26 protein-coding genes are annotated in these 24,729 nt (G+C 64.3%); 6 read left to right on the forward strand and 20 right to left on the reverse strand.

Annotated elements, in window-relative coordinates; genetic code table 11:
* Positions 1–118 precede the first annotated feature (118 nt).
* Positions 119–976 (forward strand): sulfurtransferase, encoded by an 858-nt coding sequence (locus MFF62_RS04045; protein ID WP_238260453.1) that lies wholly within the window; start codon positions 119–121, stop codon positions 974–976.
* A gap of 3 nt (positions 977–979) precedes the next feature.
* On the opposite strand, the gene MFF62_RS04050 is transcribed toward MFF62_RS04045, so the two are convergent.
* The 5 genes from MFF62_RS04050 to rpsP all read right to left on the reverse strand — a co-directional run bounded on the left by MFF62_RS04050 (position 980) and on the right by rpsP (position 4,065).
* Entirely contained in the window at positions 980–1,660 is a 681-nt protein-coding gene (locus tag MFF62_RS04050; RefSeq protein WP_238260455.1) for a CoA pyrophosphatase, read from the reverse strand.
* A gap of 156 nt (positions 1,661–1,816) precedes the next feature.
* The gene (gene rplS / locus MFF62_RS04055; RefSeq protein WP_238260457.1) at positions 1,817–2,206 is read right to left on the reverse strand and encodes a 50S ribosomal protein L19; all 390 of its coding nucleotides are present in this window, start codon (positions 2,204–2,206) and stop codon (positions 1,817–1,819) included.
* Between the two features lie 68 nt (positions 2,207–2,274).
* A complete protein-coding gene (trmD, locus tag MFF62_RS04060; RefSeq protein ID WP_238260458.1) occupies positions 2,275–3,057 on the reverse strand; it encodes a tRNA (guanosine(37)-N1)-methyltransferase TrmD in 783 nt (260 codons plus the stop codon).
* A 30-nt stretch (positions 3,058–3,087) separates the two neighbouring features.
* Positions 3,088–3,753 (reverse strand): ribosome maturation factor RimM, encoded by a 666-nt coding sequence (rimM, locus tag MFF62_RS04065; protein ID WP_238260459.1) that lies wholly within the window; start codon positions 3,751–3,753, stop codon positions 3,088–3,090.
* A 57-nt stretch (positions 3,754–3,810) separates the two neighbouring features.
* The gene (rpsP, locus tag MFF62_RS04070; protein WP_238260461.1) at positions 3,811–4,065 is read right to left on the reverse strand and encodes a 30S ribosomal protein S16; all 255 of its coding nucleotides are present in this window, start codon (positions 4,063–4,065) and stop codon (positions 3,811–3,813) included.
* A gap of 373 nt (positions 4,066–4,438) precedes the next feature.
* Between rpsP and MFF62_RS04075 the strand changes: the two genes are divergently transcribed.
* The 3 genes from MFF62_RS04075 to MFF62_RS04085 all read left to right on the forward strand — a co-directional run bounded on the left by MFF62_RS04075 (position 4,439) and on the right by MFF62_RS04085 (position 5,809).
* Positions 4,439–4,852: a hypothetical protein gene (locus MFF62_RS04075; protein WP_238260463.1), complete on the forward strand. Its 414-nt coding sequence runs from the start codon at positions 4,439–4,441 to the stop codon at positions 4,850–4,852.
* Positions 4,853–5,088: 236 nt separating this feature from the next.
* Positions 5,089–5,238 (forward strand): hypothetical protein, encoded by a 150-nt coding sequence (locus MFF62_RS04080; protein WP_238260465.1) that lies wholly within the window; start codon positions 5,089–5,091, stop codon positions 5,236–5,238.
* Between the two features lie 67 nt (positions 5,239–5,305).
* Positions 5,306–5,809, forward strand: coding sequence for a TM2 domain-containing protein (locus MFF62_RS04085; RefSeq protein ID WP_238260467.1), 504 nt, complete (start codon positions 5,306–5,308; stop codon positions 5,807–5,809).
* Positions 5,810–6,098: 289 nt separating this feature from the next.
* Here MFF62_RS04085 and MFF62_RS04090 read toward each other — a convergent pair whose 3' ends face one another.
* Both MFF62_RS04090 and MFF62_RS04095 read right to left on the reverse strand, forming a co-directional pair.
* Complete coding sequence (locus MFF62_RS04090) at positions 6,099–7,220, reverse strand: PA0069 family radical SAM protein (protein WP_238260469.1); 1,122 nt, start codon at positions 7,218–7,220, stop codon at positions 6,099–6,101.
* 78 nt (positions 7,221–7,298) lie between these two features.
* Positions 7,299–7,811 carry an Lrp/AsnC ligand binding domain-containing protein gene (locus tag MFF62_RS04095; RefSeq protein WP_238260471.1) on the reverse strand — a complete coding sequence of 171 codons (513 nt, stop codon included), beginning with the start codon at positions 7,809–7,811 and terminating at the stop codon, positions 7,299–7,301.
* A 110-nt stretch (positions 7,812–7,921) separates the two neighbouring features.
* On the opposite strand from MFF62_RS04095, the gene MFF62_RS04100 reads away from it, so the two are divergent.
* Positions 7,922–9,226, forward strand: coding sequence for a D-amino acid dehydrogenase (locus MFF62_RS04100; protein WP_238260473.1), 1,305 nt, complete (start codon positions 7,922–7,924; stop codon positions 9,224–9,226).
* Between the two features lie 66 nt (positions 9,227–9,292).
* Here the strand turns inward: MFF62_RS04100 and MFF62_RS04105 are convergent, their stop codons facing one another.
* The 7 genes from MFF62_RS04105 to MFF62_RS04135 all read right to left on the reverse strand — a co-directional run bounded on the left by MFF62_RS04105 (position 9,293) and on the right by MFF62_RS04135 (position 16,709).
* Complete coding sequence (locus MFF62_RS04105) at positions 9,293–11,077, reverse strand: acyl-CoA dehydrogenase (protein ID WP_238260475.1); 1,785 nt, start codon at positions 11,075–11,077, stop codon at positions 9,293–9,295.
* A 113-nt stretch (positions 11,078–11,190) separates the two neighbouring features.
* Positions 11,191–12,126 carry an electron transfer flavoprotein subunit alpha/FixB family protein gene (locus MFF62_RS04110; RefSeq protein ID WP_238260477.1) on the reverse strand — a complete coding sequence of 312 codons (936 nt, stop codon included), beginning with the start codon at positions 12,124–12,126 and terminating at the stop codon, positions 11,191–11,193.
* 19 nt (positions 12,127–12,145) lie between these two features.
* Positions 12,146–12,895 (reverse strand): electron transfer flavoprotein subunit beta/FixA family protein, encoded by a 750-nt coding sequence (locus tag MFF62_RS04115; protein ID WP_238260479.1) that lies wholly within the window; start codon positions 12,893–12,895, stop codon positions 12,146–12,148.
* A 207-nt stretch (positions 12,896–13,102) separates the two neighbouring features.
* A complete protein-coding gene (locus tag MFF62_RS04120; RefSeq protein WP_238260481.1) occupies positions 13,103–13,897 on the reverse strand; it encodes a MetQ/NlpA family ABC transporter substrate-binding protein in 795 nt (264 codons plus the stop codon).
* A 40-nt stretch (positions 13,898–13,937) separates the two neighbouring features.
* Positions 13,938–14,591, reverse strand: a complete 654-nt coding sequence (locus MFF62_RS04125) for a methionine ABC transporter permease (protein ID WP_238260483.1) — start codon at positions 14,589–14,591, stop codon at positions 13,938–13,940.
* Positions 14,581–15,615, reverse strand: coding sequence for a methionine ABC transporter ATP-binding protein (locus MFF62_RS04130; protein WP_238260485.1), 1,035 nt, complete (start codon positions 15,613–15,615; stop codon positions 14,581–14,583). Before MFF62_RS04130 ends, MFF62_RS04125 begins: the two co-directional genes overlap by 11 nt.
* A gap of 170 nt (positions 15,616–15,785) precedes the next feature.
* The gene (locus MFF62_RS04135) at positions 15,786–16,709 is read right to left on the reverse strand and encodes a histone deacetylase family protein (protein WP_238260487.1); all 924 of its coding nucleotides are present in this window, start codon (positions 16,707–16,709) and stop codon (positions 15,786–15,788) included.
* Positions 16,710–16,860: 151 nt separating this feature from the next.
* Here MFF62_RS04135 and mltB point away from each other — a divergent pair, with 151 nt between their 5' ends.
* A complete protein-coding gene (gene mltB, locus MFF62_RS04140) occupies positions 16,861–17,967 on the forward strand; it encodes a lytic murein transglycosylase B (protein ID WP_238260488.1) in 1,107 nt (368 codons plus the stop codon).
* 93 nt (positions 17,968–18,060) lie between these two features.
* On the opposite strand, the gene cysM is transcribed toward mltB, so the two are convergent.
* The 6 genes from cysM to MFF62_RS04170 form a co-directional block, all read right to left on the reverse strand.
* Complete coding sequence (cysM, locus tag MFF62_RS04145; RefSeq protein WP_238260489.1) at positions 18,061–18,963, reverse strand: cysteine synthase CysM; 903 nt, start codon at positions 18,961–18,963, stop codon at positions 18,061–18,063.
* A gap of 99 nt (positions 18,964–19,062) precedes the next feature.
* Entirely contained in the window at positions 19,063–20,388 is a 1,326-nt protein-coding gene (locus tag MFF62_RS04150) for a solute carrier family 23 protein (RefSeq protein WP_238260490.1), read from the reverse strand.
* A 256-nt stretch (positions 20,389–20,644) separates the two neighbouring features.
* Entirely contained in the window at positions 20,645–21,079 is a 435-nt protein-coding gene (locus MFF62_RS04155; RefSeq protein ID WP_309295898.1) for a ComEA family DNA-binding protein, read from the reverse strand.
* A 226-nt stretch (positions 21,080–21,305) separates the two neighbouring features.
* Positions 21,306–22,298 carry an ADP-glyceromanno-heptose 6-epimerase gene (rfaD, locus tag MFF62_RS04160; RefSeq protein ID WP_238260492.1) on the reverse strand — a complete coding sequence of 331 codons (993 nt, stop codon included), beginning with the start codon at positions 22,296–22,298 and terminating at the stop codon, positions 21,306–21,308.
* Between the two features lie 28 nt (positions 22,299–22,326).
* Positions 22,327–23,271: a D-glycero-beta-D-manno-heptose-7-phosphate kinase gene (rfaE1, locus tag MFF62_RS04165; protein WP_238260494.1), complete on the reverse strand. Its 945-nt coding sequence runs from the start codon at positions 23,269–23,271 to the stop codon at positions 22,327–22,329.
* Positions 23,272–23,341: 70 nt separating this feature from the next.
* Positions 23,342–24,715, reverse strand: a complete 1,374-nt coding sequence (locus tag MFF62_RS04170) for a UDP-glucose dehydrogenase family protein (protein ID WP_238260495.1) — start codon at positions 24,713–24,715, stop codon at positions 23,342–23,344.
* Positions 24,716–24,729: the final 14 nt, after the last annotated feature.

Consider the following 24,729-nt stretch of genomic DNA (forward strand, 5'->3'; position numbering starts at 1 on the left):
GGCCCCGCGCCCATGCGCCGACGGGTATCGTCTATGCGGTTGAGGGGCTATAATTTCGCCTTTCCAATCAGGCAGTTACCGAGCGCCCCACGGGCACCCGGACAGGCAGCGTCGCTCCATGCAGATCGTCAACATTTCGGCTTATAAATTCGTCACGCTCGAGGACATCGAGACCCTGCGCCCCGCCATGCGCGAGCGCTGCGATGCAGCCGGCCTGAAAGGCACGATCCTGCTCGCGCCGGAGGGCATCAACATGTTCCTGGCCGGCACGCGCGCGCAGATCGACGACTTCATGGTCTGGCTGCACGCCGATGCCCGCTTTGCCGACATCGCGCCCAAGGAAAGCATCTCGGAAAACCAGCCCTTCAAGCGCATGCTGGTGCGTGCCAAGAAGGAAATCATCACGATGAAGATGCCGGTGATCCGGCCGGAAGAAGGCCGTGCCCCGGCGGTGCGCCCGGTGGACCTGAAGCGCTGGCTCGACCAGGGCCATGACGACGAAGGCCGTCCCGTGGTGATGCTCGATACGCGCAACGATTTCGAGGTGGCGGTAGGTACCTTCGACAACGCCGTCGAATACAACATCCAGAAGTTCAGCGACTTCCCGCCGGCCGTGGCCGAAAACAAGGCGGCGCTCGAAGGCAAGACCGTGGTGTCGTTCTGCACCGGCGGCATTCGCTGCGAAAAAGCCGCGATCCACATGCAGGAAGTGGGCATCGAGCGCGTGTACCAGCTCGAAGGGGGCATCCTCAAATACTTCGAAGAAGTGGGCGGCAGCCACTATCGCGGCGACTGCTTCGTGTTCGACTACCGCACCGCACTCAATCCGAACCTAGAGCCCGCCGGCCCGGTGCAGTGCTTTGCCTGTCGCGCCGTGGTGACGCCGGAAGCACAGCAAGATCCCAAGTATGTGGTGGGCAAGAGCTGCCCGCATTGCGCGGACGCCGTTGGCACATCGACAGCGGCCGCTGCCTGAAACTCAGGCAGCCAGCAGATGGTAGAGATTGCGTAGCATCCCTGCCGTCGCGCCCCAGATGAACCGATGACCACCGCCCTCGCGCGGATAAGGCATCGAGTAGAACTGGCGTTCCCCGCCTTCCCACCGCAGCAGCCGGCGCTCGTGCCGCGCCGGATCCATCAGGAAAGACAGCGGCACCTCGAAGATGTCGGCCACCTCGCCGGCATCGGCCTGCAACGTATAGCCGGGCCGCACCAGGCCGACGATCGGGCTGACGTGATAGCCGGTGCCCGTGATGTAGTCCGGCAACGACCCCAATACCTCGATGAAGTCCCGCTTCAGGCCGATTTCCTCCTCGGTCTCGCGCAAGGCCGTGGCGATGCGGTCGGCGTCGTAGGTTTCCTGCCTGCCACCCGGAAAGCTGATCTGGCCGGCATGCGACGTCAGGTTGGCGTTGCGCTCGGTCAGCAGCACCGTCAGGCCGTCGCGCTGCTGCACCAGCGGCACCAGCACGGCTGCTTCACGCAATCCACGAGTCTTGTCATAGATGCGCGACTCATCGGTCAGCTCGGGCTCCCAGGACGGCGGAGACAGCAGCCGATGGCGGATGAAGTCGGGTTGCATGCGCGGCGCGGATAGCGGCGCGCGGCGGCTGTCGGTCTCGATGACCGGCAGCGCTTCGGGATCGAATTTGGGGCGCATAACGGCGTCAAGTATGACAGAACGGCCTGATGTTGCACTGCAACGTAAATTGCCCTGACCGGCAGAATCGCCGCGCCAGAAATGCAAAAAGGACACCCGAGGGTGTCCTTCGCCATTCCGGCTGGCATCGGCTGCCCGATGCCCGGCGGGAAAAACTTATTCGGCGACGGCGGCGGTCTTCGCCTTGGTCACCAGCTTTTCCTTGATACGTGCCGACTTGCCCGAACGCTCGCGCAGGTAGTACAGCTTCGCGCGACGGACGTCACCGCGACGCTTCACTTCGATGCCAGCGATCAGCGGCGAGTACAGCTGGAACGTACGTTCCACGCCTTCGCCCGACGAGATCTTGCGCACGATGAAGGAGCTGTTCAGGCCACGGTTACGCTTGGCAATCACCACGCCTTCGTAAGCCTGCACGCGCTTGCGCGTACCTTCCACCACGTTCACGTTGACGATCACGGTGTCGCCAGGTGCGAATGCGGGGATGGTCTTGTTCGCGGTCAGACGCGCGATCTCTTCCTTCTCGATCTGCTCGATGAGATTCATCGTTTTCTCCTTAACCATCGTACCGGCGTTATATACCCACATCGGGGCCCCGGAAGAGGATGGGGTTTTCACTTGGCAGGAGCGAACTCCTGCCCTGCTTTCGCTGCCAGGGCCGACAGGAATTTCTCGTCGACCTTGGACAACAACCCTTGCTCGCGCGCGGCCACGATCAAATCGGGACGCTTGCGTGCGGTATTGGCCAGCGCCTGCTGGCGCCGCCACTTCTCGATCTCGGCATGATGGCCCCCGAGCAGTACATCGGGCACCCGCACACCTTCATATTCTTCCGGCCGCGTGTAATGCGGACAGTCGAGCAGGCCGTTGACAAAGCTGTCCTGCACCGCCGACTGCGCATCGCCCAGCACGCCGGGCAGATGCCTCACCACCGCGTCGATCAGCGCCATCGCCGGCAACTCGCCGCCCGACAGCACAAAATCGCCAAGGCTGATTTCCTCGTCCACGCGACGGTCGATCAACCGCTGGTCGATCGCCTCGTAACGTCCGCACAGCAGCACCAGGCCCGGACGCTGCGCCAGCTCCATGACCTTGGCATGGGTCAGCGTGGTGCCCTGCGGCGACATCAGCACGACGTGCGGACGCTCGACACCGGCTTCCGACTGCGCCGCACGGGCGCCGTCGATGGCGTCCTCCAGCGGCTTGGCCAGCATTACCATGCCGGGGCCACCACCGTAGGGCCGATCATCGATCGTCCGGTAATTGTCGACCGTGAAGTCGCGGGGATTCCAGGTGCGCAGCGCGTAACGCTGCTGCTTCGCCGCCCGGCTGGTAATACCCCAGTCGGTCAGCGCGCGAAACATCTCGGGAAACAGCGTGATCACATCGAACTGCATCGCGCCTCCCTTGACGGCAATTCAGGAACTTCAGTAGTCCAGTCCCCAGTCGACCACGATGCGCCGGCTCTGTATATCCACCGTGCGCAGGAATGCATCGACAAACGGAATCAGCCGCTCCGCGGCCTTGCCATCCGGCAGCTCGTAAGCCACCTGCAGGAGCTGGTGGGCACCGTTGTCGATCAGGCCGGTCACCTCGCCGAGCGTTTCGCCCTGCTCGTTGACCACGGCACAACCGATCAGGTCGACCCAGTAAAACTCACCTTCTTCCGGCGCGGGAAAATCCGCACGCCGGATCCAGACGCGACGACCCTTGAGCATCTCGGCCACATTGCGGTCCGAAACGCCGGTGGCTTGCGCCACCACGGTTCCGCTATGCTCCCGCGACTGGGAAATCTTGACGCTGACGGCTTCCGCCGCCTGCGCAGGCGCCGACACCACGCCAACGGCCGGTGCACGCAGCAGCCACCAACGGCGGGCATGGAGCAATGCAGAGGCGTCGTCCGCATGCGGCTGGACCTTGATCCAGCCACGGATGCCATACGCCGCACCCACGTAACCCACTTCGACGAGATCGTCGGGCAGGGTGTCCGTAAGCAGCGAGGCAGGCAGCTTTGCCTGCCGGCCGGCGGCGCCATCTTGCGTGGCGGCAGGCGACAGGTTCAGCGGCTTGCGGCCGGTGGCGTTGCCAGTCACGTTGGCGGAATGTCGTTACGCATCGGCGCGCCCGTCAAGGGCACGCCCGAACCACTATCAGGCAGCAACCTTGGCGGCGGCTTGCTTGACCAGGCGGGCAACGGTCGGCGACAGTTGGGCGCCAACGCCTTGCCAGTAGGCCAGACGGTCTGCCACTACGCGCAGGCCTTCTTCCTTGTCGGTAGCCAGCGGGTTGTAGAAACCAACGCGCTCGATGAAACGGCCATCGCGACGGTTGCGCGAATCGGTAGCGACGATGTTGAAGAACGGGCGCTTCTTGCTGCCGCCGCGAGCCAGACGGATTACGACCATGTTAAGTCCTCAGAAAAACGGGGGTGTGCGAACACGAAACGCAAGAGTATAGCCCACTTCCCAAGTCCAAACAAACACTTAGGGATTCCGTGCACTGATCCGCGCTCCCGGAGCGCCGTTGACGCAACACCGGAGCCGTAGCATCGTGGCGAAAACCGCAAACTGGTACCCGACCGCGCCTTGGCAAGGCCGCCCGGGCGCCGCCAGAGCCAGCCACGGGCGGAACCACGGCCGACGCGTCAAAGCTGGCAAAAATGACGAAACAATCCGTTACACCGGTAACGGGTTTCGAATAGGCCCCCGCAGCCTCCCTGCGTACCATGAACCCAACGTCTGACTCATCACCTGCTACTACAGGACTTTGGGATTGCACATGCTTACCCGCCCCCACCTGCGCCATCTGGTGGCTGGTACCGTGGCCGTCATCGGCCTGGTTGGCACCGTTGCCACCAGCCACGCACAAGTTGCCTTCTGGCAGCGCGCCTTTGCTGACCATCCGGTCCGGATGGGCCGTGTGGGCGCCGGCTGGGATATGGCGGCCGTCCGCTCCGAGAATCGCGATCACGTGCAGGCCCAGATCGATCGCATGGAGCAGCGGGCGCGCAACGACGACCGGCTCAGCGGGCGTCCGCAAGGGCCCGGCGGCGCGCCGGACGACCGCGCGGTACGCCAGCCTGGTGGCCCGGATCGCAACAACGGCGGCGAAACGCAGATGCGCGGCGCCGAAATGCGCCCCACCAACGTTGGCCCCGGCTGGCAGGCGCGTGGCCGTGACGGCGGACGCTGACGCACACGCCCGCACCATAAACCAGACGGCCGGAACTTCCGGCCGTTTTCCATTGTCACTCTAGACGTGCGTGCCAGAAAACGCCGCACAGGCTGCCGCCCGGCGCTGTCCGGGAACGTCCAGCGTGCCGCTGTTGCGCAGACGGCAATCCAACTGACCTGCCTCTGTCCGGCACCCACTGCCTGGGCCCGAAGGCCGGGCGCGGCCTCCACAAGAACGACTTGTCGAGGTTCATCATGTCTCCCCTTCTTCACGACCTGGCCCGGCATGCGGGCCAGTTGTCGTTGTCGCTGCTGTTCATGCTGCTGCTGACGCTGGTGCTGTACAGCGAGACGCATATCGCCGACCTGGCTTCTGGCGTACTGGCTTCGATCTGGCCGTCCTGACGCTACAATGGGCGCCGATGCCGCCGGCATCCCCGGGTTTTTCCGTTTCGCCAACGCCTTGCCCAAAATGCCTGCAGCCAGCCAAGCCCCCGCCATTGCCCGCGACGCCAATCGCCCGCCCGCCATCTCCGGCGGAAAATCCAAGCTGATCACCGTCGCGCTGGCATTCCTGCTGGGCAGCCTGGGCGCGCACCGCTTCTACCTGAAGGGCTTGCGCGACCTGTTCGGCTGGGCGCATCTGCTGGCCACCGCGGCCGGCGCCATCGGCGTGACGTCACTGATCCTTGGCGCGGGCAGTACGCCGATGAACTGGGTCTTCGCGGTCGCGGGCGGTATATCGCTCATCAGCGCCTTCCTGACCGCCATCGTGTTCGGCCTGCGTCCCGACGACAAATGGGACGCCCGCTACAACGCACACGGCAAGCCCACACGTTCGGGCTGGCCGGTCGTGATCCTCGTGATCCTGTCGCTGATGATCGGCACAGGCCTGTTGATGGCTGGCCTGGCCATCAGCTTCCAGACCTTTTTCGAATCGCAGGTGGAGGCGGCCAAGGCCCTTTCGCAAGAGTAAGCGGCGCTTCGCTGACACTGCCGTGACAAGTTCGTAACCATCGCCCTGCGCCGGCGCGGATCACCCATACTGCTTAGGTTCAGGTTCGACGTCGGGACCGCGTTCCGGCGTCACGCACAGGAGGGCAGATGGAACATCCAAGCTACGAGGAAGGACGCCTGGCGGCGATCGCCGTGCGGTTGGCCATGTCGTCTGGCCTGCCGCCGCACAGCGCCAGAGCGGCACTGGAACTGGCGTGCCGCATGATCGACGACAGCCTCGAATCACCCGCAACCGCCCGCAAGGAAACTCAGAAAAGCGAGCCCTGCTTGTCCTCGCCCCCACCGGGCCGCGTTGGCCTGGGCGGCGGCCTGAACCGCGAGCTATCGAGTTCGAAGCGGTTATAGCGAAATCCGAGACGATCGGCGGCCTTGTAGAAGCGCTGCCGGATCAGATCGGCCCAGATTCCCGTGCCACGCATGCGCGAAGCGAAATCGGCGTCGTAGTCCTTGCCGCCCCGCATCTCGCGTACGCGATTCATCACCCGCTCGGCACGGTCGGGAAAATGCGCCTGCAACCATTCCTGGAACAGCGGGCGCACTTCCCAAGGCAGGCGCAGCACGATGTAGTTCGCATAGACCGCGCCGGCCTCATGCGCAGCCTCCAGGATTCTCTCCAGATCGGGTTCCGTGATGAATGGGATGACCGGCGCCACGCTGACACCAACCGGGATGCCGGCATCGGTCAGTTCCCGGATCGTGCGCAGCCGGCGTGACGGCGTGGCCGCGCGCGGCTCCAGCGTGCGCGCCACCTCGCTATCGAGTGTGGTGATGGTGACGGCCGCCACAGCCAGCCGCTTGGCCGCCATGGGCGCCAGCAGATCGATATCGCGCTCGATCAGCGACGACTTGGTGATCAGCGCCACCGGATGATCAGTCTCGTGCAGTACTTCCAGAACGCCACGCGTCACCCGCTGCTCGCGCTCGATCGGCTGGTAGGCGTCGGTGTTGACGCCCAGTGCGATCGTTTCGCAACGATACGACGGCCGGGACAGCTCCTCGCGCAGCCGCTGCGCGGCATTGGTCTTCGCGAAGAGCCGGGTCTCGAAGTCGAGCCCGGGCGACAGGTCCAGATACGCGTGGGTGGGGCGTGCGAAGCAATAAATGCATCCGTGTTCGCATCCCCGGTAAGGATTCAGCGAGGTGTCGAACGGAATGTCCGGCGATGCGTTGCGTGTCAGGATCGACCTGGCCTGCTCGATACTGACCCGCGTGACGAGCTTCGGCGGCAGGGCTTCGTCATCGGTGGTCCGGGCGTCGACCGGCTCGACCCAGCCGTCATCGAAGGTATCCCGCTGGTCGCGCTCGAAGCGGCCCTGCAGGTTGCTGACGGCGCCGCGGCCCTTTCTGGGCTGCGTGGGGATCGGGGGCATGGTTGGTGTCGGCGTGGGGGGGGCGATTCGAATACTGTATAAATATACAGTATCGGCACCACCTGCCCCAACCTGTTTTCACACCCCGGACACGCCGCTCTCCTTGGCATCCACCGCGATAGCCAGCGTTTCCTTGATTTCTTCCATGACAACGTAGCTCTTCGACTGCGCGGCGCCCGGCAACTGCAGCAGGATGTCGCCAAGCAGCCGCCGGTACTCGCCAATCTCGCGGATGCGTGCCTTGATCAGGTAGTCGAAATCGCCCGACACCAGATGGCATTCCAGCACTTCCGGAATTCGCAGTACTTCACGCCGGAACTGCTCGAACATGTTGCCCGACTTGTTGCCCAGCGAAATCTCCACGAACACCAGCAGCGCGCTACCCAGCAGCGCCGGATTGAGCCGCGCGTAATACCCCATGATCACGCCGTCCCGCTCCAGCCGTTTCACGCGCTCGATACACGGCGTGATGGTCAGCCCGACGGACTCCGCCAGGTCTTTCATCGATATCCGCCCATCGCCCTGCAGCACCGAAAGGATCTTGCGATCGAGGCGATCCAGCGCGCGTACCGGCTGACGACTTGTTCTCATGAATTTTTCCTGTTTCCGTACGAAATTCGCGAACTATGACTGCATTGAAGTCAATAGTATAGAAGCGAATTCTCCCATAGCCCTTTCTTGCAGTACGGAGCCCCCGAAAAATGCGCGTTCTCATCCTTGGCAGTGGCGTGATTGGCGTCACCAGTGCGTGGTATCTGGCCCGGGCAGGTCATGAAGTGACCGTGGTGGACCGCGAGGGCGGCCCCGCGCTGGGCACCAGCTTTGCCAATGCCGGCCAGATCTCGCCGGGCTATGCATCGCCGTGGGCCGCTCCGGGCGTGCCGCTGAAGGCCATTAAGTGGATGTTCCAGGAACATGCGCCGCTGAGCATCAAACCCGATGGCACGCTGTTCCAGCTGCAGTGGATGTGGCAGATGCTGCGTAACTGCACCCCCGCGCGCTACGCCGAGAACAAGGAACGCATGGTGCGGCTGGCCGAGTACAGCCGCGATTGCATCCGTGCACTGCGCGCCGAAACCGGCATTGCCTACGAAGGCCGCCAGCAAGGCACGCTGCAGGTGTTCCGTACCGATGCGCAGATGGAAGCCGCCGCGCGCGACATCGCCGTGCTGCAAGAAGCCGGCGTGCCTTACGAATTGCTCTCGCGCGACGAACTCGGCGCGAGCGAACCGGCGCTTGCCGCTGCCGGCCAGAAGCTGGCTGGCGGCTTGCGCCTGCCGAACGACGAAACCGGGGATTGCCAGCTGTTCACAAGACGGCTGGCAGCCATGGCCGAGTCGAATGGCGTGGAGTTTCTCTATAACCGGTCGATCGATGGCTTGCTGACCCAGGGCGACGCCGTGACCGGCGCGCTGGTCGACGGCCGGCCGATGATGGCCGATGCCGTGGTGGTGGCGCTGGGTAGCTGGTCCACGCCGTTCGTGAAGCACGTGCTTCCGGGCCTGTCGAACCTGCCGGTCTATCCGCTAAAGGGATTCTCGATCACGGTGCCGCTGGTCGATGCCGACAAGAGTCCGGTATCGACGGTGCTCGACGAAACCTACAAGGTGGCCATCACGCGCTTCGACGACCGCATCCGCGTGGGCGGCATGGCGCAGATCGTCGGGTATGACCGCTCGCTCGATCCGAACAAGCGTCGCACGCTGGAGCACGTGGTCACCGACCTGTTCCCGGGTGCCGGCGATGTCAGCCGCGCCACGTTCTGGACCGGCCTGCGTCCGATGACGCCGGACGGCACACCCGTGGTGGGCCCGGCCGGCATTCGCGGCCTGTGGCTCAACACCGGCCATGGCACGCTGGGCTGGACGATGGCCTGCGGTTCGGGCCAGTTGCTGTCGGATCTGGTGTCGGGCACGCGCCCGGCGATCCGCGCCGACGACCTGTCGGTGGATCGCTATCGCAAGCAGCCGCGCGCGCACCACATGCCGCGGCCGATGCCGGCTTGAATTCATTCCCCTTGGTTTAAGCTCCCCTCTCCCACATGCGGGAGAGGGGAGCAAACCGAACGCAGCTTAAAACTGCTCGGCCGTCAGCGCATTCACCGGCGCCGCACCTTCCACGATCGCCGCGCGCAGTGACGAAGCCTGCGACAGGATGTGCTGGCTGAAGAAATGCGCGGTGGCGATCTTGGCGTCGTAGAACGCCGGATCTTCCGCACGCTTCGCATCAGCCGCCAGCATCGCGCGACCCAACTGCCAGCCCGAGAACACGATGCCGCACAGCTTCAGGTACGGCACGCTGCCCGCGAACACGGCGTTCGGATCGGCCTTGGTGTTTTCCACCACGAACTTGACCACCGCGTCCAGCGCCTCGCGACCCTGCTTCAGTTGCGCCTGCACGGCCGTAAATGCCGCGCCGCCATGCTGGCCCAGCGCGGCCTCGGTCTCGGCGATCTGCGCGCAGATCGCGCGGGCCACGGCGCCGCCGTCCCGTACGGTCTTGCGACCCACGAGGTCGTTGGCCTGGATCGCGGTCGTGCCTTCGTAGATCGGCAGGATGCGGGCGTCGCGATAGTGCTGCGCGGCACCGGTTTCCTCGATGAAGCCCATACCGCCGTGCACCTGCACGCCCAGGCTCGTGACGTCGATCGACAGCTCGGTGCTCCAGCCCTTCACCACCGGCACCAGGAATTCGTAGAGCGCCATGTTCTGGCGGCGCGTGGCTTCGTCCGGATGCTGGTGTGCCACGTCGCTGGCCGCGGCCGCCACGTACGCCACGCTGCGGGCGCCTTCGATCAGCGCACGCATCGTCATCAGCATGCGCTTGATGTCCGGATGATGGATGATCGTCACGGCTTCGCGCGCCGACCCATCGACCGGGCGGCTTTGCACGCGGTCCTTCGCGTACGCCACAGCCTGCTGATACGCGCGCTCGGACACGGCGATGCCCTGCATGCCCACCGAGAAGCGCGCCGAGTTCATCATGATGAACATGTACTCGAGACCACGGTTCTCCTCGCCCACCAGCGTACCGATAGCGCCGCCGTGGTCACCGAACTGCAGCACCGCCGTGGGGCTGGCCTTGATGCCGAGCTTGTGTTCGATCGACACGCACTGCACGTCATTGCGCTCGCCCGGCGTGCCGTCCGCGTTCACCAGGAACTTCGGCACGATGAACAGCGAGATGCCCTTGACGCCTTCGGGCGCGTTCGGCGTACGGGCCAGCACCAGGTGGACGATGTTGTCCGCCATGTCGTGCTCGCCATACGTGATGAAAATCTTGGTGCCGAAGACCTTGAACGTGCCGTCGCCCTGCGGCTCGGCCCGCGTGCGCACCGCGGCCAGATCCGACCCGGCTTGCGGTTCGGTCAGGTTCATCGTGCCAGTCCACTCGCCCGAGATCAGCTTGGGCAGGAACAATGCCTTCTGCGCATCGGTACCGGCCGTCAGCAGCGCCTCGATGGCGCCGTCGGTCAGCAGCGGGCACAGCGCGAACGACAGGTTTGCCGTGTTCAGCATCTCGTTGCACGGCGTGGCCACCAGTTTCGGCAGGCCCTGGCCGCCGAAATCGGACGGATGCAGCACGCCCTGCCAGCCACCCTCGCCAAACTGGCGGAAAGCGTCCTTGAAGCCCGGCGTCGTCGTGACGACCCCATCCTTCCAGCTGCTGGGCTGGATGTCGCCGGCACGGTTCAGCGGCGCCACCACCTGCTCGTTGAACTTGGCGGCCTCCTCCAGAATGGCCTCAGCGGTATCGGGCGTTGCCTCTTCATAGCCGGGCAACTGGCTGATCTGTTCAAGCCCTGCGAGTTCGTTCATCACGAACAGCATGTCCTTGAGCGGTGCGCGGTAGGTCATCGTATGTCTCCACGATCTCGTAAAAAAGCCGCTCGCGGGATCTACCCGGAACGGCTTCCTTGTTCTTCTTTCAACGGCCGGTTCAATACGACGTCGAACCGGCCGGTCGGGCATCAGCCCAGTGCGGCCACCAGCTCAGGCACCACGGTATTCAGATCACCCACCAGGCCGTAGTCCGCCACCGAGAAGATCGGGGCTTCAGCGTCCTTGTTGATGGCGACGATCACCTTGGAGTCCTTCATGCCGGCCAAGTGCTGGATCGCGCCCGAGATACCGACGGCGATGTACAGCTGCGGTGCCACGATCTTGCCGGTCTGGCCCACCTGGTAGTCGTTCGGCACGAAGCCGGCGTCGACTGCCGCGCGCGATGCGCCCATTGCCGCACCGAGCTTGTCGGCCAGCGGGGTCAGCACCTTGGTGTAGTTCTCGCCCGAACCCACGCCACGGCCACCCGAGACGATGATCTTGGCGGCGGTCAGTTCCGGACGATCGCTCTTGGTCACTTCACGCGACACGAATTGCGAGATGCCCGCGTCGGCCACGGCCGGCAGCGTTTCCACCGTAGCCGAACCACCTTCGGTGGCAGCCGGGTCGAACGCCGTGCCACGCACCGTGATCACCTTGATCTTGTCTTCCGACTTGACCGTGGCGATGGCGTTGCCAGCGTAGATCGGACGCTCGAACGTGTCGGGCGAATCGACCTTGGTGATGTCCGACAGTTGGGCCACGTCCAGCTTGGCGGCCACGCGCGGCAGGATGTTCTTGCCCGAGGCGGTCGCCGGAGCAACGATGTGCGAGTAGTCGTTGGCGATAGCCAGGATCTGCTCACCCACGTTCTCGGCCAGGCCGTCACCGAAGTACGGTGCGTCGGCCAGCAGGACCTTCGCCACACCCGCGATCTTCGCGGCGGCGTCGGCCGCAGCCTTGGCGTTCGAGCCAGCCACCAGCACGTGGACGTCACCGCCGCACTGGGCGGCAGCCGTCACGGCGTTCAGCGTGGCGGCCTTGATCGATTGATTGTCGTGTTCAGCAATGACAAGTGCAGTCATGTTCTTTTCTCCCCCGCGCTCAGATAACCTTGGCTTCCGACTTCAGCTTTTGCACCAGCGTGGCAACGTCCGGCACCATCACGCCGGCGCTGCGCTTGGCAGGCTCGACAACCTTGACGGTGGACAGACGCGGCTTCACGTCGACGCCGAGGTCTTCCGGCTTGACGGTATCCAGCGGCTTCTTCTTGGCCTTCATGATGTTCGGCAGCGTGACGTAACGCGGCTCGTTCAGGCGCAGGTCGGTGGTCACCACGGCCGGCAGCTTGACCGACAGGGTTTCCAGACCGCCATCCACTTCACGCGTCACCGACGCCTTGCCATCGGCCACAACCACCTTCGAGGCGAACGTGGCTTGCGGCAGGCCGGCCAGCGCGGCCACCATCTGGCCGGTCTGGTTCGAGTCGTCGTCGATGGCCTGCTTGCCCAGAATCACCAGGCTCGGCTGTTCCTTGTCGATCAGCGCCTTCAGCAGCTTGGCCACGGCCAGCGGCTGCAGGTCTTCGTTCGATTCCACCAGGATGCCGCGGTCGGCACCGATGGCCATCGCGGTACGCAGCGTTTCCTGGCACTGGGCCACGCCGCACGACACGGCGATCACCTCGGTGACCACGCCGGCTTCCTTCAGACGCACGGCCTCTTCGACGGCAATTTCGTCGAACGGGTTCATGCTCATCTTCACGTTGGCCAGGTCGACGCCCGTGCCATCCGACTTCACGCGGACCTTGACGTTGTAGTCCACCACCCGCTTGACTGCGACGAATACTTTCATGCGCTCACTCCACTGATAGCTGATAGTTCCAAAGTTTGAATCGCTCGCCATTATAACCACCGGGGTGGCGGCGCTTTAGTTTTTCGAACGATCGTACTATTTTATAGACAAAGAATAGCCGGGCATAGCCGGCTGTCCAAAAAATCCAGACCCATTGTGCCGCAGGATGCCCTGCGGGCACAGGGTTTGGATGAAAACTTCCAGAAATTACCAAGCGGTAATCACGGATTCCTTAAAAGTGCTTTGTACGTACTGCTTGATTTCGGGCGAGTGGTACGCCTTCACCAGCTTGGCCACCCACGGCTTGTCCTTGTCGGCTGCGCGGATTGCGATCAGGTTGGCGTACGGGCCCTTCGGGCCTTCCATGGCGATGGCATCGCGCGTCGGCGACAGGCCGGCCGATTCGGCGTAGTTGCCATTGATCGCGGCGGCATCGAGGTCGTCCAGCGAGCGCGGCAATTGGGCGGCGTCGAGTTCCACGATCTTGATCTTCTTCGGGTTCTCGATCACGTCCAGCGGCGTGGCCTTCAGGCCGGCATCCGCGCGCAGCTTGATCACGCCCTTCGATTGCAGCAGCAACAGGCCGCGGCCACCGTTGGTGGGATCGTTGGGCACGCCCACGCGGGCGCCCTGCTTCAGTTGGTCGAGCGACTTGATCTTCTTCGAGTAGACGCCCATCGGGAACGTCACCGTGAAGGCCACGTGCGTGAACTTGTAGCCGCGATCCTTGATCTGGGCTTCCAGGTACGGCAGGTGCTGGTAGCTGTTGGCATCCAGGTCACCGGCGGCCAGCGCGGCATTGGGCTGGATGTAGTCGCTGAATTCGATCAGCTGGATGTTCAGGCCATCCTTGGCCGCCACCTTCTTGACCTGCTCCATGATCTGGGCGTGCGGGCCGCCCGTCACGCCGATCTTGATCGGCTTGTCCTGCGCGAACGCGCCTGCCGACACCACCAAACCCAGCGCGACGATGGCGCTCTTGATCACACTACGACGTTGCATTGCGAAGTACCCCTGAGTTTCCCTGCGAAATTTTTCTGGATTACCGATGGCTGATGCGACGCACCAGCCAGTCGCCAAAGCTTTGCACTGCCTGGACAAACACGATCAGGATCACCACCACGGCAACCATGATCTCGGTGATGTAGCGCTGGTAGCCGTAGCGGATGCCAAGGTCGCCCAGCCCGCCGCCACCGATGGCACCGGCCATCGCCGAATAGCCAACCAGGCTCACGAACGTGATGGTCAGGCCGGCCACGATGCCGGGCATCGCTTCGGGCAGCAGCACCTTCCAGACGATCTGGCTCGTGGTGGCACCCATCGACTGGGCCGCTTCCACCAGACCCTTGTCGACCTCGCGCAGCGCGGCTTCCACCAGGCGCGCGATGAAGGGCACCGCCGCGATCGTCAGCGGCACGATAGCCGCCGTCGTGCCGATCGAAGACCCGACGATAAAGCGCGTGAACGGAATCACCACCACCAGCAGGATGATGAACGGAATCGACCGCACCGCGTTCACCGCCACACCGATCGTGCGGTTGAACAGCGGATGCGACAGCACGCCGCCGCGATTGGTCAGGTGCAGCAGCACGCCCAGCGGCACGCCGAGCAGCGATCCGACCACGCCGGAAATCGCCACCATCAGCAGCGTCTCGCCAAACGACGACAGGAACAGGTCAAACATTTCAGACCACATGTTCGATCTCCTCCACCACTACGCCCTGCGTCTGCAGGTAATCCATCGCGGCGCGTACCGCAGCGGGTTCGCCCGTGGCCATGATCGCCAGCGAGCCAAATGCCTGGCCCTGGATCTCGTCGATATGGCCGTGCAGGATATTGAAGTCGAGCCCGTGCTGGCGGATGGCCTGGGCCAGCACCGGCTGGTCGACGTTGTCACCCGTGAACGCCAGGCGATAGACGTGGTCGCGCCCGTTGCCCAGGCGGCTTTCCACGCGCTTGAGCACGCTGGCCGGCAACTCCTGCGCAATCACGTCGCCGATCATGGCGCGCGTGACTTCGTGCGCAGGCCGCAGGAACACATCGATTACACGGCCCGTTTCCACGACTTCGCCGGCTTCCAGCACCGCCACGCGGTCGCAGACCTGCTTGATGACCTCCATCTGGTGCGTGATCATCACGATGGTCAGGCCCAGTTCCTTGTTGATCTGCTTGAGCAGCTCAAGGATCGAGCGCGTGGTCTCGGGGTCCAGCGCCGATGTCGCTTCGTCGGACAACAGCACCTTCGGCTTGCTGGCCAGCGCGCGCGCAATACCCACGCGCTGCTTCTGGCCGCCGCTGATCTGCGCCGGATAGCGGTCGCGGAGTTTCGACAGACCAACCAGTTCCAGCAGCGGCTCCACCGTCGAGGCAATCTCCTGCTTCGACTTGCCGGCCAGTTCCAGCGGCAGCGCCACGTTGTCGTAGACCGTGCGCGACGACAGCAGGTTGAAGTGCTGGAAGATCATGCCGATCTCGCGCCGTGCCTCGCGCAGCGCGCCGTTGGACAGCGCAGTCAGGTCCTGGCCGTCGACGATCACCCGGCCGCTGGTGGGCCGGTTCAGCAGGTTGATGGCACGCACGAGCGTGCTCTTGCCCGCGCCGCTGCGCCCGATGATGCCGAAGATCTCGCCAGCGGCAATGGAAAGGCTGACATCACGCAGGGCATGCACTTCCCCCGACCCACCGGGGAACCGCTGCGACAGTCCTTGCAGTTCAATCATGAAAGAGAAAAGAAAACGGCAACAGCGCGGGGTCTCCTGCGTTGTTGCCGTACTTATTTTTATGAAGCCCGCATTTTATGCGATCCGCTTCATACCTCAAACGAGATTTTTTCGATGGCTTTATGCGTTGACGTCATATAGAAGTCAATAAAGCGTCGAAAAAGGCATATTTATGCCTCCATCAGCACCTTCAGGTGGGCAAACACGCTCCGCGCCAGCGCGCTGAGGTTGTAGCCGCCCTCCAGGCAGCTGACGATGCGCCCTTTCGCGTGGGTGCGCGCCACCTGCACCAGTTGTTCGGTGATCCACGCGTAGTCCTGCTCCACGAGCCCCATCTGACCCAGATCATCCTCGCGGTGGGCATCGAAGCCCGCCGAGATGAACAGCATCTCCGGCTTGAACTCGTTCAGGCGCGGCAGCCAGATCGTTTCCACCACCTCGCGTACGGCCAGGCCGTTGGTGTACGCCGGCAACGGAATATTGGACATGTTCGGCGCCAGGTGTTCGGTGCCGCTGTACGGATAGAACGGATGCTGGAAGAAGCTGCACATCATGACCTGCGGATCGTCGCGGAAGGCCGCCTCGGTGCCGTTGCCGTGATGCACATCGAAATCGACCACCGCCACGCGTTGCAGGCCGTGGGCGGCAATGGCATGCCGCGCGGCAATGGCCACGTTGTTGAAGAAGCAGAAGCCCATGGCATGGTCGGGCTCGGCATGATGGCCGGGCGGACGCACGCAACAGAACGCGTTCTCGATCTGGCCCGCGATCACTGCATCGGTGGCCGCCACGGCCGCGCCCGCCGCATGGGTGGCGGCAGTCAGCGTGTGGCGGTTCATGGACGTATCGGGATCGATCTGGAAGTAGCCGTCGGACGGGCTGTTGCCGGACAGGCTGGCGACGTAGTCGGGCCGGTGCACGCGCTCGATCTGTTCCTCGGTGGCAGCCGGGGCATCGCGCCGGTCGAGCAGGCCGTCCATCCCGTGCGAAATCAGATGGTCTTCAATGGCCTGCAGGCGCTCCGGGCATTCGGGATGGAAAAATCCCATCTCGTGCAGCTGGAACGACGGATGCGTGTAATAACCCGTTGGCATTTTCGATTGTGGGTCAAGTTTGTCTCCAGACGTTACGTTAGCACAGGACGTGCCCGGTTTTCAGACGCCGGAACTTCGTAACCAAATGCCCGTGGAGCGGGCGTTGCGTGTATCGCATCCGCTATACTCGGTGCGACTTGCAAAGGACAACATGACCGACCAACAGCGCTCCCTGCGCCGCCCGCTGCTGGGCGCCGCACTCACCGCTGCCGCATTGGGCCTGTGCGGCGTTTCTCCTGGCCTGCTGGCCGCCGGCCGTCGCCGCGTGAGTGTCCGGGAAGAGGAAATCGAACCGGGCCGCTACCAGAATCACCCCCAGGCGCGTGCATTCATCGACGAGATGGTGGCGCGCAACGGCTTTCAGCGTGCAGAGCTGGAATCGTGGTTCAGCCAGGCCGTGTATTCGGCCACGGTGTCGCGGCTGATCATGCCGCCCAGCACGCCAGGAAAGAAAAGCTGGCGCGCGTATCGGTCGCGTTTCATCGAGCCGATCCGCATCAATGCCGGCGTCCGCTTCTGGCAACAGAACCGCGAAACACTGCGCCGCGCGGAAGCCGAGTTCGGCGTGCCCGCATCGGTCATCGTGGGCATCATCGGCGTGGAAACTATCTACGGGCGCGACATGGGCACGTTCCGCGTGATCGACTCGCTGTCCACGCTGGCCTTCGACTATCCCGACACGCCGAACCGCGCTGCCCGCACCACGCTGTTCCGTAACCAGCTTGCCGACTACCTGCTCTGGTGCCGCGACACCAAGACGGATGTCTTCTCGGTGCTCGGCTCGTACGCCGGGGCCGTCGGCATTCCGCAGTTCATGCCGACCAGCCTGCGTGAATACGCGGTCGACTACGACGGTGACAAGCATGTGGACCTGCGCAACAGCCCCACCGATGCCATCGGCAGCGTCGCGCGATTCCTGCAACTGCACGGCTGGGAGCCTGGCCGACCCGTGGCATGGCGCATTGCCGGCGATGCCGGCAGCCTGGGTGTAGCCACCGCGGCAGCCGATGGAGAGCCCTGGCCGACGCGCACGCTGAACCAGCTCACCCGCGCCGGGCTGCGCGTGGACGAGCCGATCGACGTGCAGCGCGAAGGGGAAGCCGGCGTGCTCGTCGTCGACCTGCCCACCCCCGATCAGCCCACGGAGTACATGATCGGCCTGCGCAATTTTTACGTGCTGACGCGCTACAACCGCAGCTTCTTCTACGCGCTGGCCGTCTACCAACTGGGCGAAGCAGTCAAGGCGGCGATGGGCTGACCTGCCACATCCGCTTCCAGAAAACAAAAAACCCCGCGAGAGTCTCGCGGGGTTTTTTGCTTCGGAGCCCGTTCGGGGCCGAAGACGCGTAACTCAGGCCGGGAACACGCCGGTCGACAGATAGCGGTCGCCGCGATCACACACCACGAACACGATCGTCGCGTTCTCCACCTCTTCGGCAATCCGCAGTGCCACGCACAGTGCGCCAGCCGCCGAAATGCCGCAGAAAATACCTTCCTCGCGCGCCATGCGTCGTGCCATGTGCTCGGCATCGGCCTGCGTCACCGGCTCCTGGCGATCGACATACTTCGAATCGTAGATCTTCGGCAGGTACGCTTCCGGCCACTTGCGGATGCCCGGAATGCGCGAACCCTCGGCCGGCTGGGCGCCGATGATCTGGATGCCTGCGTTCTTTTCCTTCAGGAATCGCGACACCCCGGTAATCGTGCCGGTGGTACCCATTGCCGACACGAAATGGGTGATGCGGCCTTCCGTGTCGCGCCAGAGTTCCGGTCCGGTCGTCTCGTAGTGAGACAACGGATTGTCGGGATTGGCGAACTGGTCGAGGATCACGCCCTTGCCTTCGCGTTCCATCGCGTCGGCCAGGTCACGCGCATATTCCATGCCGCCCTTGACTGGTGTCAGGATGATTTCCGCACCGTACGCGGCCATGCTCTGGCGCCGCTCCAGGCTCAGGTCCTCGGGCATGATCAGCACCATGCGGTAGCCGCGGATCGCGGCCGTCATGGCCAGCGCAATGCCGGTGTTGCCCGACGTGGCTTCGATCAGCGTGTCGCCCGGCTTGATGCGGCCACGCTCTTCCGCACGGCGGATCATCGACAGCGCCGGACGGTCCTTGACAGACCCCGCCGGGTTGTTGCCCTCGAGCTTGCCGAGGATCACGTTGCCGCGCGCTTCGATGGCGGCACCGGGAATGCGCTGCAGTCGTACCAGCGGCGTATTGCCGATGGTGTCTTCAATCGTTTTGTAGGCCATGGTGCGGGGGGGTGTCGGTTTTCCGTCGGCCATTGTAATGCACCAACCTTACCCGCACCGGCGGCCGGGCCATTCGGCCCCGCCGCGCTGGCCCGGGCCTCAGTGCGTCAGGCCCTGGTCTTCCGGATGCCGGCTACCCAGCAGGTGATACAGCAGGATGGCGCCAAACGTGGCGGTACCGATACCGCCAAGCGTCATACCGCCGAACTTGAGCGTCAGGTCGCCCGCCGCCACGGTCAGCGTGGCGCCCACCGTGATCAGGTTGCGCGAGCTGGAGAAATCGACGTTGTTCTGCACCCAGATCCGGCCGGCCGTGGCCGAGATCAGCCCGAACACGACGATCGTCAGCCCACCGATCACCGGGCCGGGAATCGTCAGGATCAGCGCGCCGAACTTCGGCGAGAAGCCCAGCAGGATGGCCACCGCCGCGGCCACCACGAAGATCAGCGTCGAGTAGATGCGGGTCACCGCCATCACGCCCATGTTCTCGGCGTAGGTGGTCACGCCCGTACCGCCGCCAGAGGCCGACAGCATTGTGGCCACGCCGTCGCCGATGAACGCACGGCCGATGTACGGATCGAGATTGCGGCCCGTCATCACGCCAATGGCCTTGATATGGCCCAGGTTCTCGGCCACCAGCACGATCGCCACCGGGGCGATCAGCAGCATGGCATTCAACTCGAACACCGGCGTCGTGAACGCCGGCATGCCGAACCAGTTGGCCGCCATCACGCCCGAGAAATCGATCGCCTTGCCCATGCCCATCACATTGGTGGCTACGAAGTACGCCAGGTAGCCGCCCAAACCGCCAAGCAGCACCGGCAGGCGGCCCAGCATGCCCGGTGCACGCACCGCAATGAGGCCAACAGCCAGCACCGTCAGCAGGCCGATCCAGGTATCCAGCGGCGCACCGCTGACTGCCTTGACGGCGACCGGCGCCAGGTTCAGGCCGATGGCCGCGACGATGGCGCCCGTCACCACGGGCGGCATCAGTTTTTCCACCCACGCGTAGCCCACCGACTGCACGATCAGGCCGATCACGGTGTACAGCGCGCCGGCAGCGATGATGCCGCCCAGCGCCAAGGGGATATTCGTGTTCGGACCACTGCCGCTGTATCCGGTGGCGGCGATTACCACCGCGATAAATGCGAAGCTCGATCCCAGGTAGCTCGGCACGCGGCCGCGCACGCACAGGAAGAACAGCAAGGTGCCGATACCCGAAAACAGGATGGCGATATTGGGCGGGAATCCCATCAGGATCGGGGCGATGGCCGTGGAGCCGAACATCGCCACCACGTGCTGGATGCCCGCGAGCACGGTCTGCCCTGCCGGCAGCCGCTCGTCGGGCGCGATCACGCCCTCGGTCTTGAGGCGCCACTTGGGCAGGAAACTCCCGTCGTCGATGCTGTCCTGGCTATTCGCCATGTTGTTCTCTCCCTGTCAGCGGTACGGCTGCGTTGCCGGTTGATTTTTCGTGTGGATTTTCGTTTTGCCGCGCGGTGCCCCCGCCGGCAATGGCGATGCGCATGATACCCCGCACCCCGGACGGTGCAAATCGGGGAAGCCGCTCCTCGCGCCATGCCAGCGAAGCACAACGCATACCAGCCCCGACCTGTTGACCCGGGACACCGCCCCGGGGTTGCCGCCCCGGGATGCGGGCCGCGCTCGACACCTCAATTCATCAGCGCGATGCCGTGGACTTCGGCGCCTTGGCGTCCTTGCGCGCGGCAGCAGGGGCGGCCGCCTTCGGCGTGCCAAACGTCAGGCCGGCTTCCTGCAGGTTGGTGGCGGATTTGGCCCCCACGCCTGGCACACGGTCGGCCAGGTCGACGGCATCCTTGAACGCACCATTCTTGTCACGCTCCGCCAGGATGCGCTTGGCCGTGGCCGGGCCAATGCCCTTGACCGAGGTCAACCCCGCCTCGTCGGCGCTGTTCACGTCGACATCGGCGTGCGCCGGGCTCATGCCCGCCATCGCCAGCGAAAACGCAAAGGCCAGGCCCGCGCGTCGCCACGCACGCAGCGCGCCGCGTGACAGGTCGGACAGGGACCTGCCGGTTGTCGGAATCGATTCGCGAGTCTCGCCGGCTTCCCGGGCGTTGTACGTCTTGTGCATCGATGAAACTCCTTTCCTGTTGGATGAACGCCCGCCACCGGATGGCAACGGGAGCGCTCAGGATAGGAGTCCGATCGGACGTCAGAAATGGCTGGACACACAAGTTCACAACATCCGCGCGTTTGTGTGTCCAAGCAAAATATTCGCGTTGCAATGCCGGACTTCTACGAGTCCGACAGACGCAGGCCGTGGCGCGGGCGCGACACGGCCGGGGGTGGCTCGCCGCTTAGTTACGTTCCAGCAGCCACTTGCAGTAGCGGCCAACGCCTTCCTGCACGGTCAGGAACGGTGCCTCGTAGCCGGCAGAGCGCAGGCGCGAGACGTCGGACTGCGTGAAACACTGGTACTTGCCGCGCAGCGCGTCCGGAAACTTCACATACTCGACCAGACCTTCCTGCACCATGTCTTCCAGCGACAGTGGCGGCTTGTCCTCCGACTCGCGCAGCGCGTTCACCACCGACACCGCGATATCGTTGAACGGCTGCGAGCGACCGGTGCCCAGGTTGAAGATGCCGGACTTTTCCGGATGGTCGAGGAAGTAAAGATTGACCTTCACCACGTCTTCCACCGACACGAAGTCGCGGCTCTGCGTACCCGGCGCGTAGCCGTTGTACTCGCCGAACAGCTTGACCGAGCCCTCGGCGCGGAACTGGTTGAAATGGTGGAACGCCACCGACGCCATGCGGCCCTTGTGGTACTCGCGCGGACCGTAGACGTTGAAGTAGCGGAAGCCGACGATCTGCGAATGCGCCGACGACAGCCGGCGACGCACGACCTGGTCGAACAGGAACTTCGAATAGCCGTAGACGTTCAGCGGCTTTTCATACTCGCGGTCTTCGCGGAACATCGTCGAAGCGCCATAGGTGGCAGCCGACGACGCATAGAGGAACTGCGTACCCTGCTCCAGGCAGGCTTCCAGCAATGCCAGCGTGTAGCGGTAGTTGTTCTCCATCATGTAGCGGCCGTCGGTCTCCATGGTGTCGGAGCAGGCGCCTTCATGGAATACCGCGCGAACATTGCCAAAGTCGCCGCGCCGGAAGCGCTCGACGAATTCGCCCTTGTCCAGGTAGTCGGCAATCTCGCAGTCCACGAGATTGTTGAATTTTTCGGCGCGCGTCAGGTTGTCGACCGCAACGATATTGGTCTCGCCGCGCTCGTTCAGGCCCTTGACGATATTGCTGCCGATAAAGCCGGCAGCGCCGGTCACGATGATGGTCATGGCGAATTCTGGTTTGGGGGGCGCGCCTTCAGGAGGCGCCAAACAGTTCGGGATAAGTGACAACGGCGGTACCCAGCTTGCCGACGACGATACCGCCTGCGCGGTTCGCATGCTGCACGGCTTCCTTGAGCGGCACACCGGCGCCAAGCATGGTGGCCAGCGTGGCGATCACCGTGTCGCCGGCCCCCGATACATCATAGACTTCGCGCGCCTGGGCGGAGACATGCAGCACCTCGGCTTCCGTATAGAGCGTCATGCCCTCTTCCGAACGCGTCAGCAGCAGCGCATCGAGCTGCAGCTCCCGGCGCAGGTTCTGGGCGCGGATGGTCAGGTCGGCCTCGGTCTTCCAGGCGCCCACCACGGCGCGCATTTCGGCGCGGTTGGGCGTGATCAGCGTGGCGCCACGGTAGCGCGAGTAGTCGTCGCCCTTGGGATCGATCAGCACGGCGCGGCCGGCCGCGCGGCCCGCCTCCACCATGCGCGCCACATGCGTCAGGCCGCCCTTGCCGTAGTCGGACAGCACCAGCACCTCGTAGTCGGCCACCAGGGCCTGGTAGCGGTCTTGTACCGCGGCCAGCACTTCGTTGGCCGGTGCGTTCTCGAAATCGACGCGCAGCAGTTGCTGCTGGTGCGCCATGACGCGCAGCTTGATCGTCGTGTTCAGGTTGGCGTCGCGATGCAGGTACGGTGCCACGTGGCTCGCGTTCAGCAGGGCTTCCAGCGTGTGGCCGGGTTCGTCGTCGCCCACCACGCCAAGCATGCCCACGTTGGCGCCCAGCGCCGCCGCGTTGCGCGCCACGTTGGCGGCGCCACCCAGGCGCTCGTCGCTGCGCTTGATCTGCACCACGGGCACCGGCGCTTCCGGCGAAATGCGGTCGACGTCGCCAAACCAGTAGCGGTCCAGCATCATGTCACCCACCACGAGTACCTTGGACTGGCGGATCTGGTCTTGCGGAATCGTGTTCTTGCTCATGGACTTTCCTTTGCGCCACCGACCCGCCGGCACTGCGCGGCGGCTCGACGTGGATACGCGGTTGGAATGATCAGTGCGTTACGGTGGAGCGCCCGATCGCGTGATATTCGATGCCGGCCTGGGCCATTGCATCCGGTTCGTAGAGGTTGCGGCCGTCGATGATGACCGGCGTCTTCAGCAGCGCTCGGATCTGGGCAAAGTCGGGGCTGCGGAACACCTTCCACTCGGTCACGATGACTAGTGCGTCGGCGTCCTTCAGCACGTCCATCTGGGCGCCGCAGAACGTCACGCGGTCCATGCCGCCCGGGATATCGGCCAGATCAATCTCCAGCACGCGGCGAGCTTCTTCCATCGCCACCGGATCGTGCACGCGCAGCGATGCGCCGCGCGACACCAGCTCGCGGGCCAGCACGCGCGACGGCGCTTCACGCATGTCGTCGGTATTGGGCTTGAACGCCAGGCCCCACATGCCGAAGGTCTTGCCGGCCAGGTCTTCGCCGAAACGCTTGATCACCTTGCTGCCCAGCACCTGCTTCTGGGCGTCGTTGACCGATTCCACGGCTTCCAGCACGCGCATCGGCTTGCCATAGGCGCTGGCGGTACGCATCAGCGCCTGCACGTCCTTCGGAAAGCACGAACCGCCATAGCCAGCGCCCGCATACAGGAAGCTGTAGCCGATGCGCGGGTCCGAGCCAATGCCCATGCGCACCAGTTCGATGTCAGCGCCGACTTCGTCGGCCAGGTTGGCCAGTTCGTTCATGAACGAGATACGCGTGGCCAGCATCGAGTTGGCCGCGTACTTCGTGAACTCGGCCGAACGGACATCCATATAGAACGTGCGCTCGTGGTTGCGATTGAACGGCGCGTAGAGCTGGCGCATGATGGCCTGCGCGTGACGGCCCGCCACGTCCGGCGCACAGCCCAGCACGATGCGGTCCGGGCGCATGAAGTCTTCCACGGCCGCGCCTTCCTTCAGGAATTCGGGGTTGGACACCACCGAGAACTGCAGGTCCTCGAGCCCGCGCGCGGTCAGTTCCTCGCGGATCGCCGCCGTCACGCGGTCGCCGGTGCCCACGGGCACGGTCGACTTGTCCACCACCACCTTGAAGCCGGTCATGTGCCGGCCGATGTTGCGCGCGGCGGCCAGCACGTACTGCAGGTCGGCCGAGCCGTCCTCGTCGGGAGGCGTGCCCACGGCGATGAACTGCACGTCGGCATGTTCGACGCTGGCAGCGACATCGGTCGAGAACGTCAGCCGGCCTGCCGCGCGGTTGCGGTCGATCAGTTCCTTCAGGCCCGGTTCGTAGATCGGCACGCCGCCGGCGTTCAGCATCGCGATCTTTCGTTCGTCGACGTCGAGGCAGAACACCGAATTGCCGAGTTCGGCCAGGCAGGCACCGGTCACGAGGCCAACATAGCCGCTGCCAATAATCGTAACTTTCATTGCGTGAAGCTCCA

It is taken from the genome of Cupriavidus pauculus (assembly GCF_022179805.1).
Classification (GTDB): domain Bacteria; phylum Pseudomonadota; class Gammaproteobacteria; order Burkholderiales; family Burkholderiaceae; genus Cupriavidus; species Cupriavidus pauculus_E.

Coding starts and splice junctions, on each gene's coding strand:
- cysM (WP_238260489.1), bottom strand. CDS start 18,963: ATGGCCTACAAAACGATTGAAGACACCATCGGCAATACGCCGCTGGTA.
- MFF62_RS04095 (WP_238260471.1), bottom strand. CDS start 7,811: ATGAGAACAAGTCGTCAGCCGGTACGCGCGCTGGATCGCCTCGATCGC.
- MFF62_RS04050 (WP_238260455.1), bottom strand. CDS start 1,660: ATGCGCCCCAAATTCGATCCCGAAGCGCTGCCGGTCATCGAGACCGAC.
- MFF62_RS04120 (WP_238260481.1), bottom strand. CDS start 13,897: ATGCAACGTCGTAGTGTGATCAAGAGCGCCATCGTCGCGCTGGGTTTG.
- MFF62_RS04130 (WP_238260485.1), bottom strand. CDS start 15,615: ATGATTGAACTGCAAGGACTGTCGCAGCGGTTCCCCGGTGGGTCGGGG.
- trmD (WP_238260458.1), bottom strand. CDS start 3,057: ATGCAGTTCGATGTGATCACGCTGTTTCCCGAGATGTTTCGCGCGCTG.
- MFF62_RS04100 (WP_238260473.1), top strand. CDS start 7,922: ATGCGCGTTCTCATCCTTGGCAGTGGCGTGATTGGCGTCACCAGTGCG.
- MFF62_RS04155 (WP_309295898.1), bottom strand. CDS start 21,079: ATGCACAAGACGTACAACGCCCGGGAAGCCGGCGAGACTCGCGAATCG.
- MFF62_RS04090 (WP_238260469.1), bottom strand. CDS start 7,220: ATGCCCCCGATCCCCACGCAGCCCAGAAAGGGCCGCGGCGCCGTCAGC.
- MFF62_RS04115 (WP_238260479.1), bottom strand. CDS start 12,895: ATGAAAGTATTCGTCGCAGTCAAGCGGGTGGTGGACTACAACGTCAAG.
- MFF62_RS04135 (WP_238260487.1), bottom strand. CDS start 16,709: ATGCCAACGGGTTATTACACGCATCCGTCGTTCCAGCTGCACGAGATG.
- MFF62_RS04150 (WP_238260490.1), bottom strand. CDS start 20,388: ATGGCGAATAGCCAGGACAGCATCGACGACGGGAGTTTCCTGCCCAAG.
- MFF62_RS04125 (WP_238260483.1), bottom strand. CDS start 14,591: ATGTGGTCTGAAATGTTTGACCTGTTCCTGTCGTCGTTTGGCGAGACG.
- MFF62_RS04075 (WP_238260463.1), top strand. CDS start 4,439: ATGCTTACCCGCCCCCACCTGCGCCATCTGGTGGCTGGTACCGTGGCC.
- rplS (WP_238260457.1), bottom strand. CDS start 2,206: ATGAATCTCATCGAGCAGATCGAGAAGGAAGAGATCGCGCGTCTGACC.
- MFF62_RS04045 (WP_238260453.1), top strand. CDS start 119: ATGCAGATCGTCAACATTTCGGCTTATAAATTCGTCACGCTCGAGGAC.
- rfaD (WP_238260492.1), bottom strand. CDS start 22,298: ATGACCATCATCGTGACCGGCGCTGCCGGCTTTATCGGCAGCAATATC.
- MFF62_RS04105 (WP_238260475.1), bottom strand. CDS start 11,077: ATGACCTACCGCGCACCGCTCAAGGACATGCTGTTCGTGATGAACGAA.
- MFF62_RS04170 (WP_238260495.1), bottom strand. CDS start 24,715: ATGAAAGTTACGATTATTGGCAGCGGCTATGTTGGCCTCGTGACCGGT.
- rfaE1 (WP_238260494.1), bottom strand. CDS start 23,271: ATGAGCAAGAACACGATTCCGCAAGACCAGATCCGCCAGTCCAAGGTA.
- rpsP (WP_238260461.1), bottom strand. CDS start 4,065: ATGGTCGTAATCCGTCTGGCTCGCGGCGGCAGCAAGAAGCGCCCGTTC.
- MFF62_RS04110 (WP_238260477.1), bottom strand. CDS start 12,126: ATGACTGCACTTGTCATTGCTGAACACGACAATCAATCGATCAAGGCC.
- MFF62_RS04085 (WP_238260467.1), top strand. CDS start 5,306: ATGCCTGCAGCCAGCCAAGCCCCCGCCATTGCCCGCGACGCCAATCGC.
- mltB (WP_238260488.1), top strand. CDS start 16,861: ATGACCGACCAACAGCGCTCCCTGCGCCGCCCGCTGCTGGGCGCCGCA.
- MFF62_RS04080 (WP_238260465.1), top strand. CDS start 5,089: ATGTCTCCCCTTCTTCACGACCTGGCCCGGCATGCGGGCCAGTTGTCG.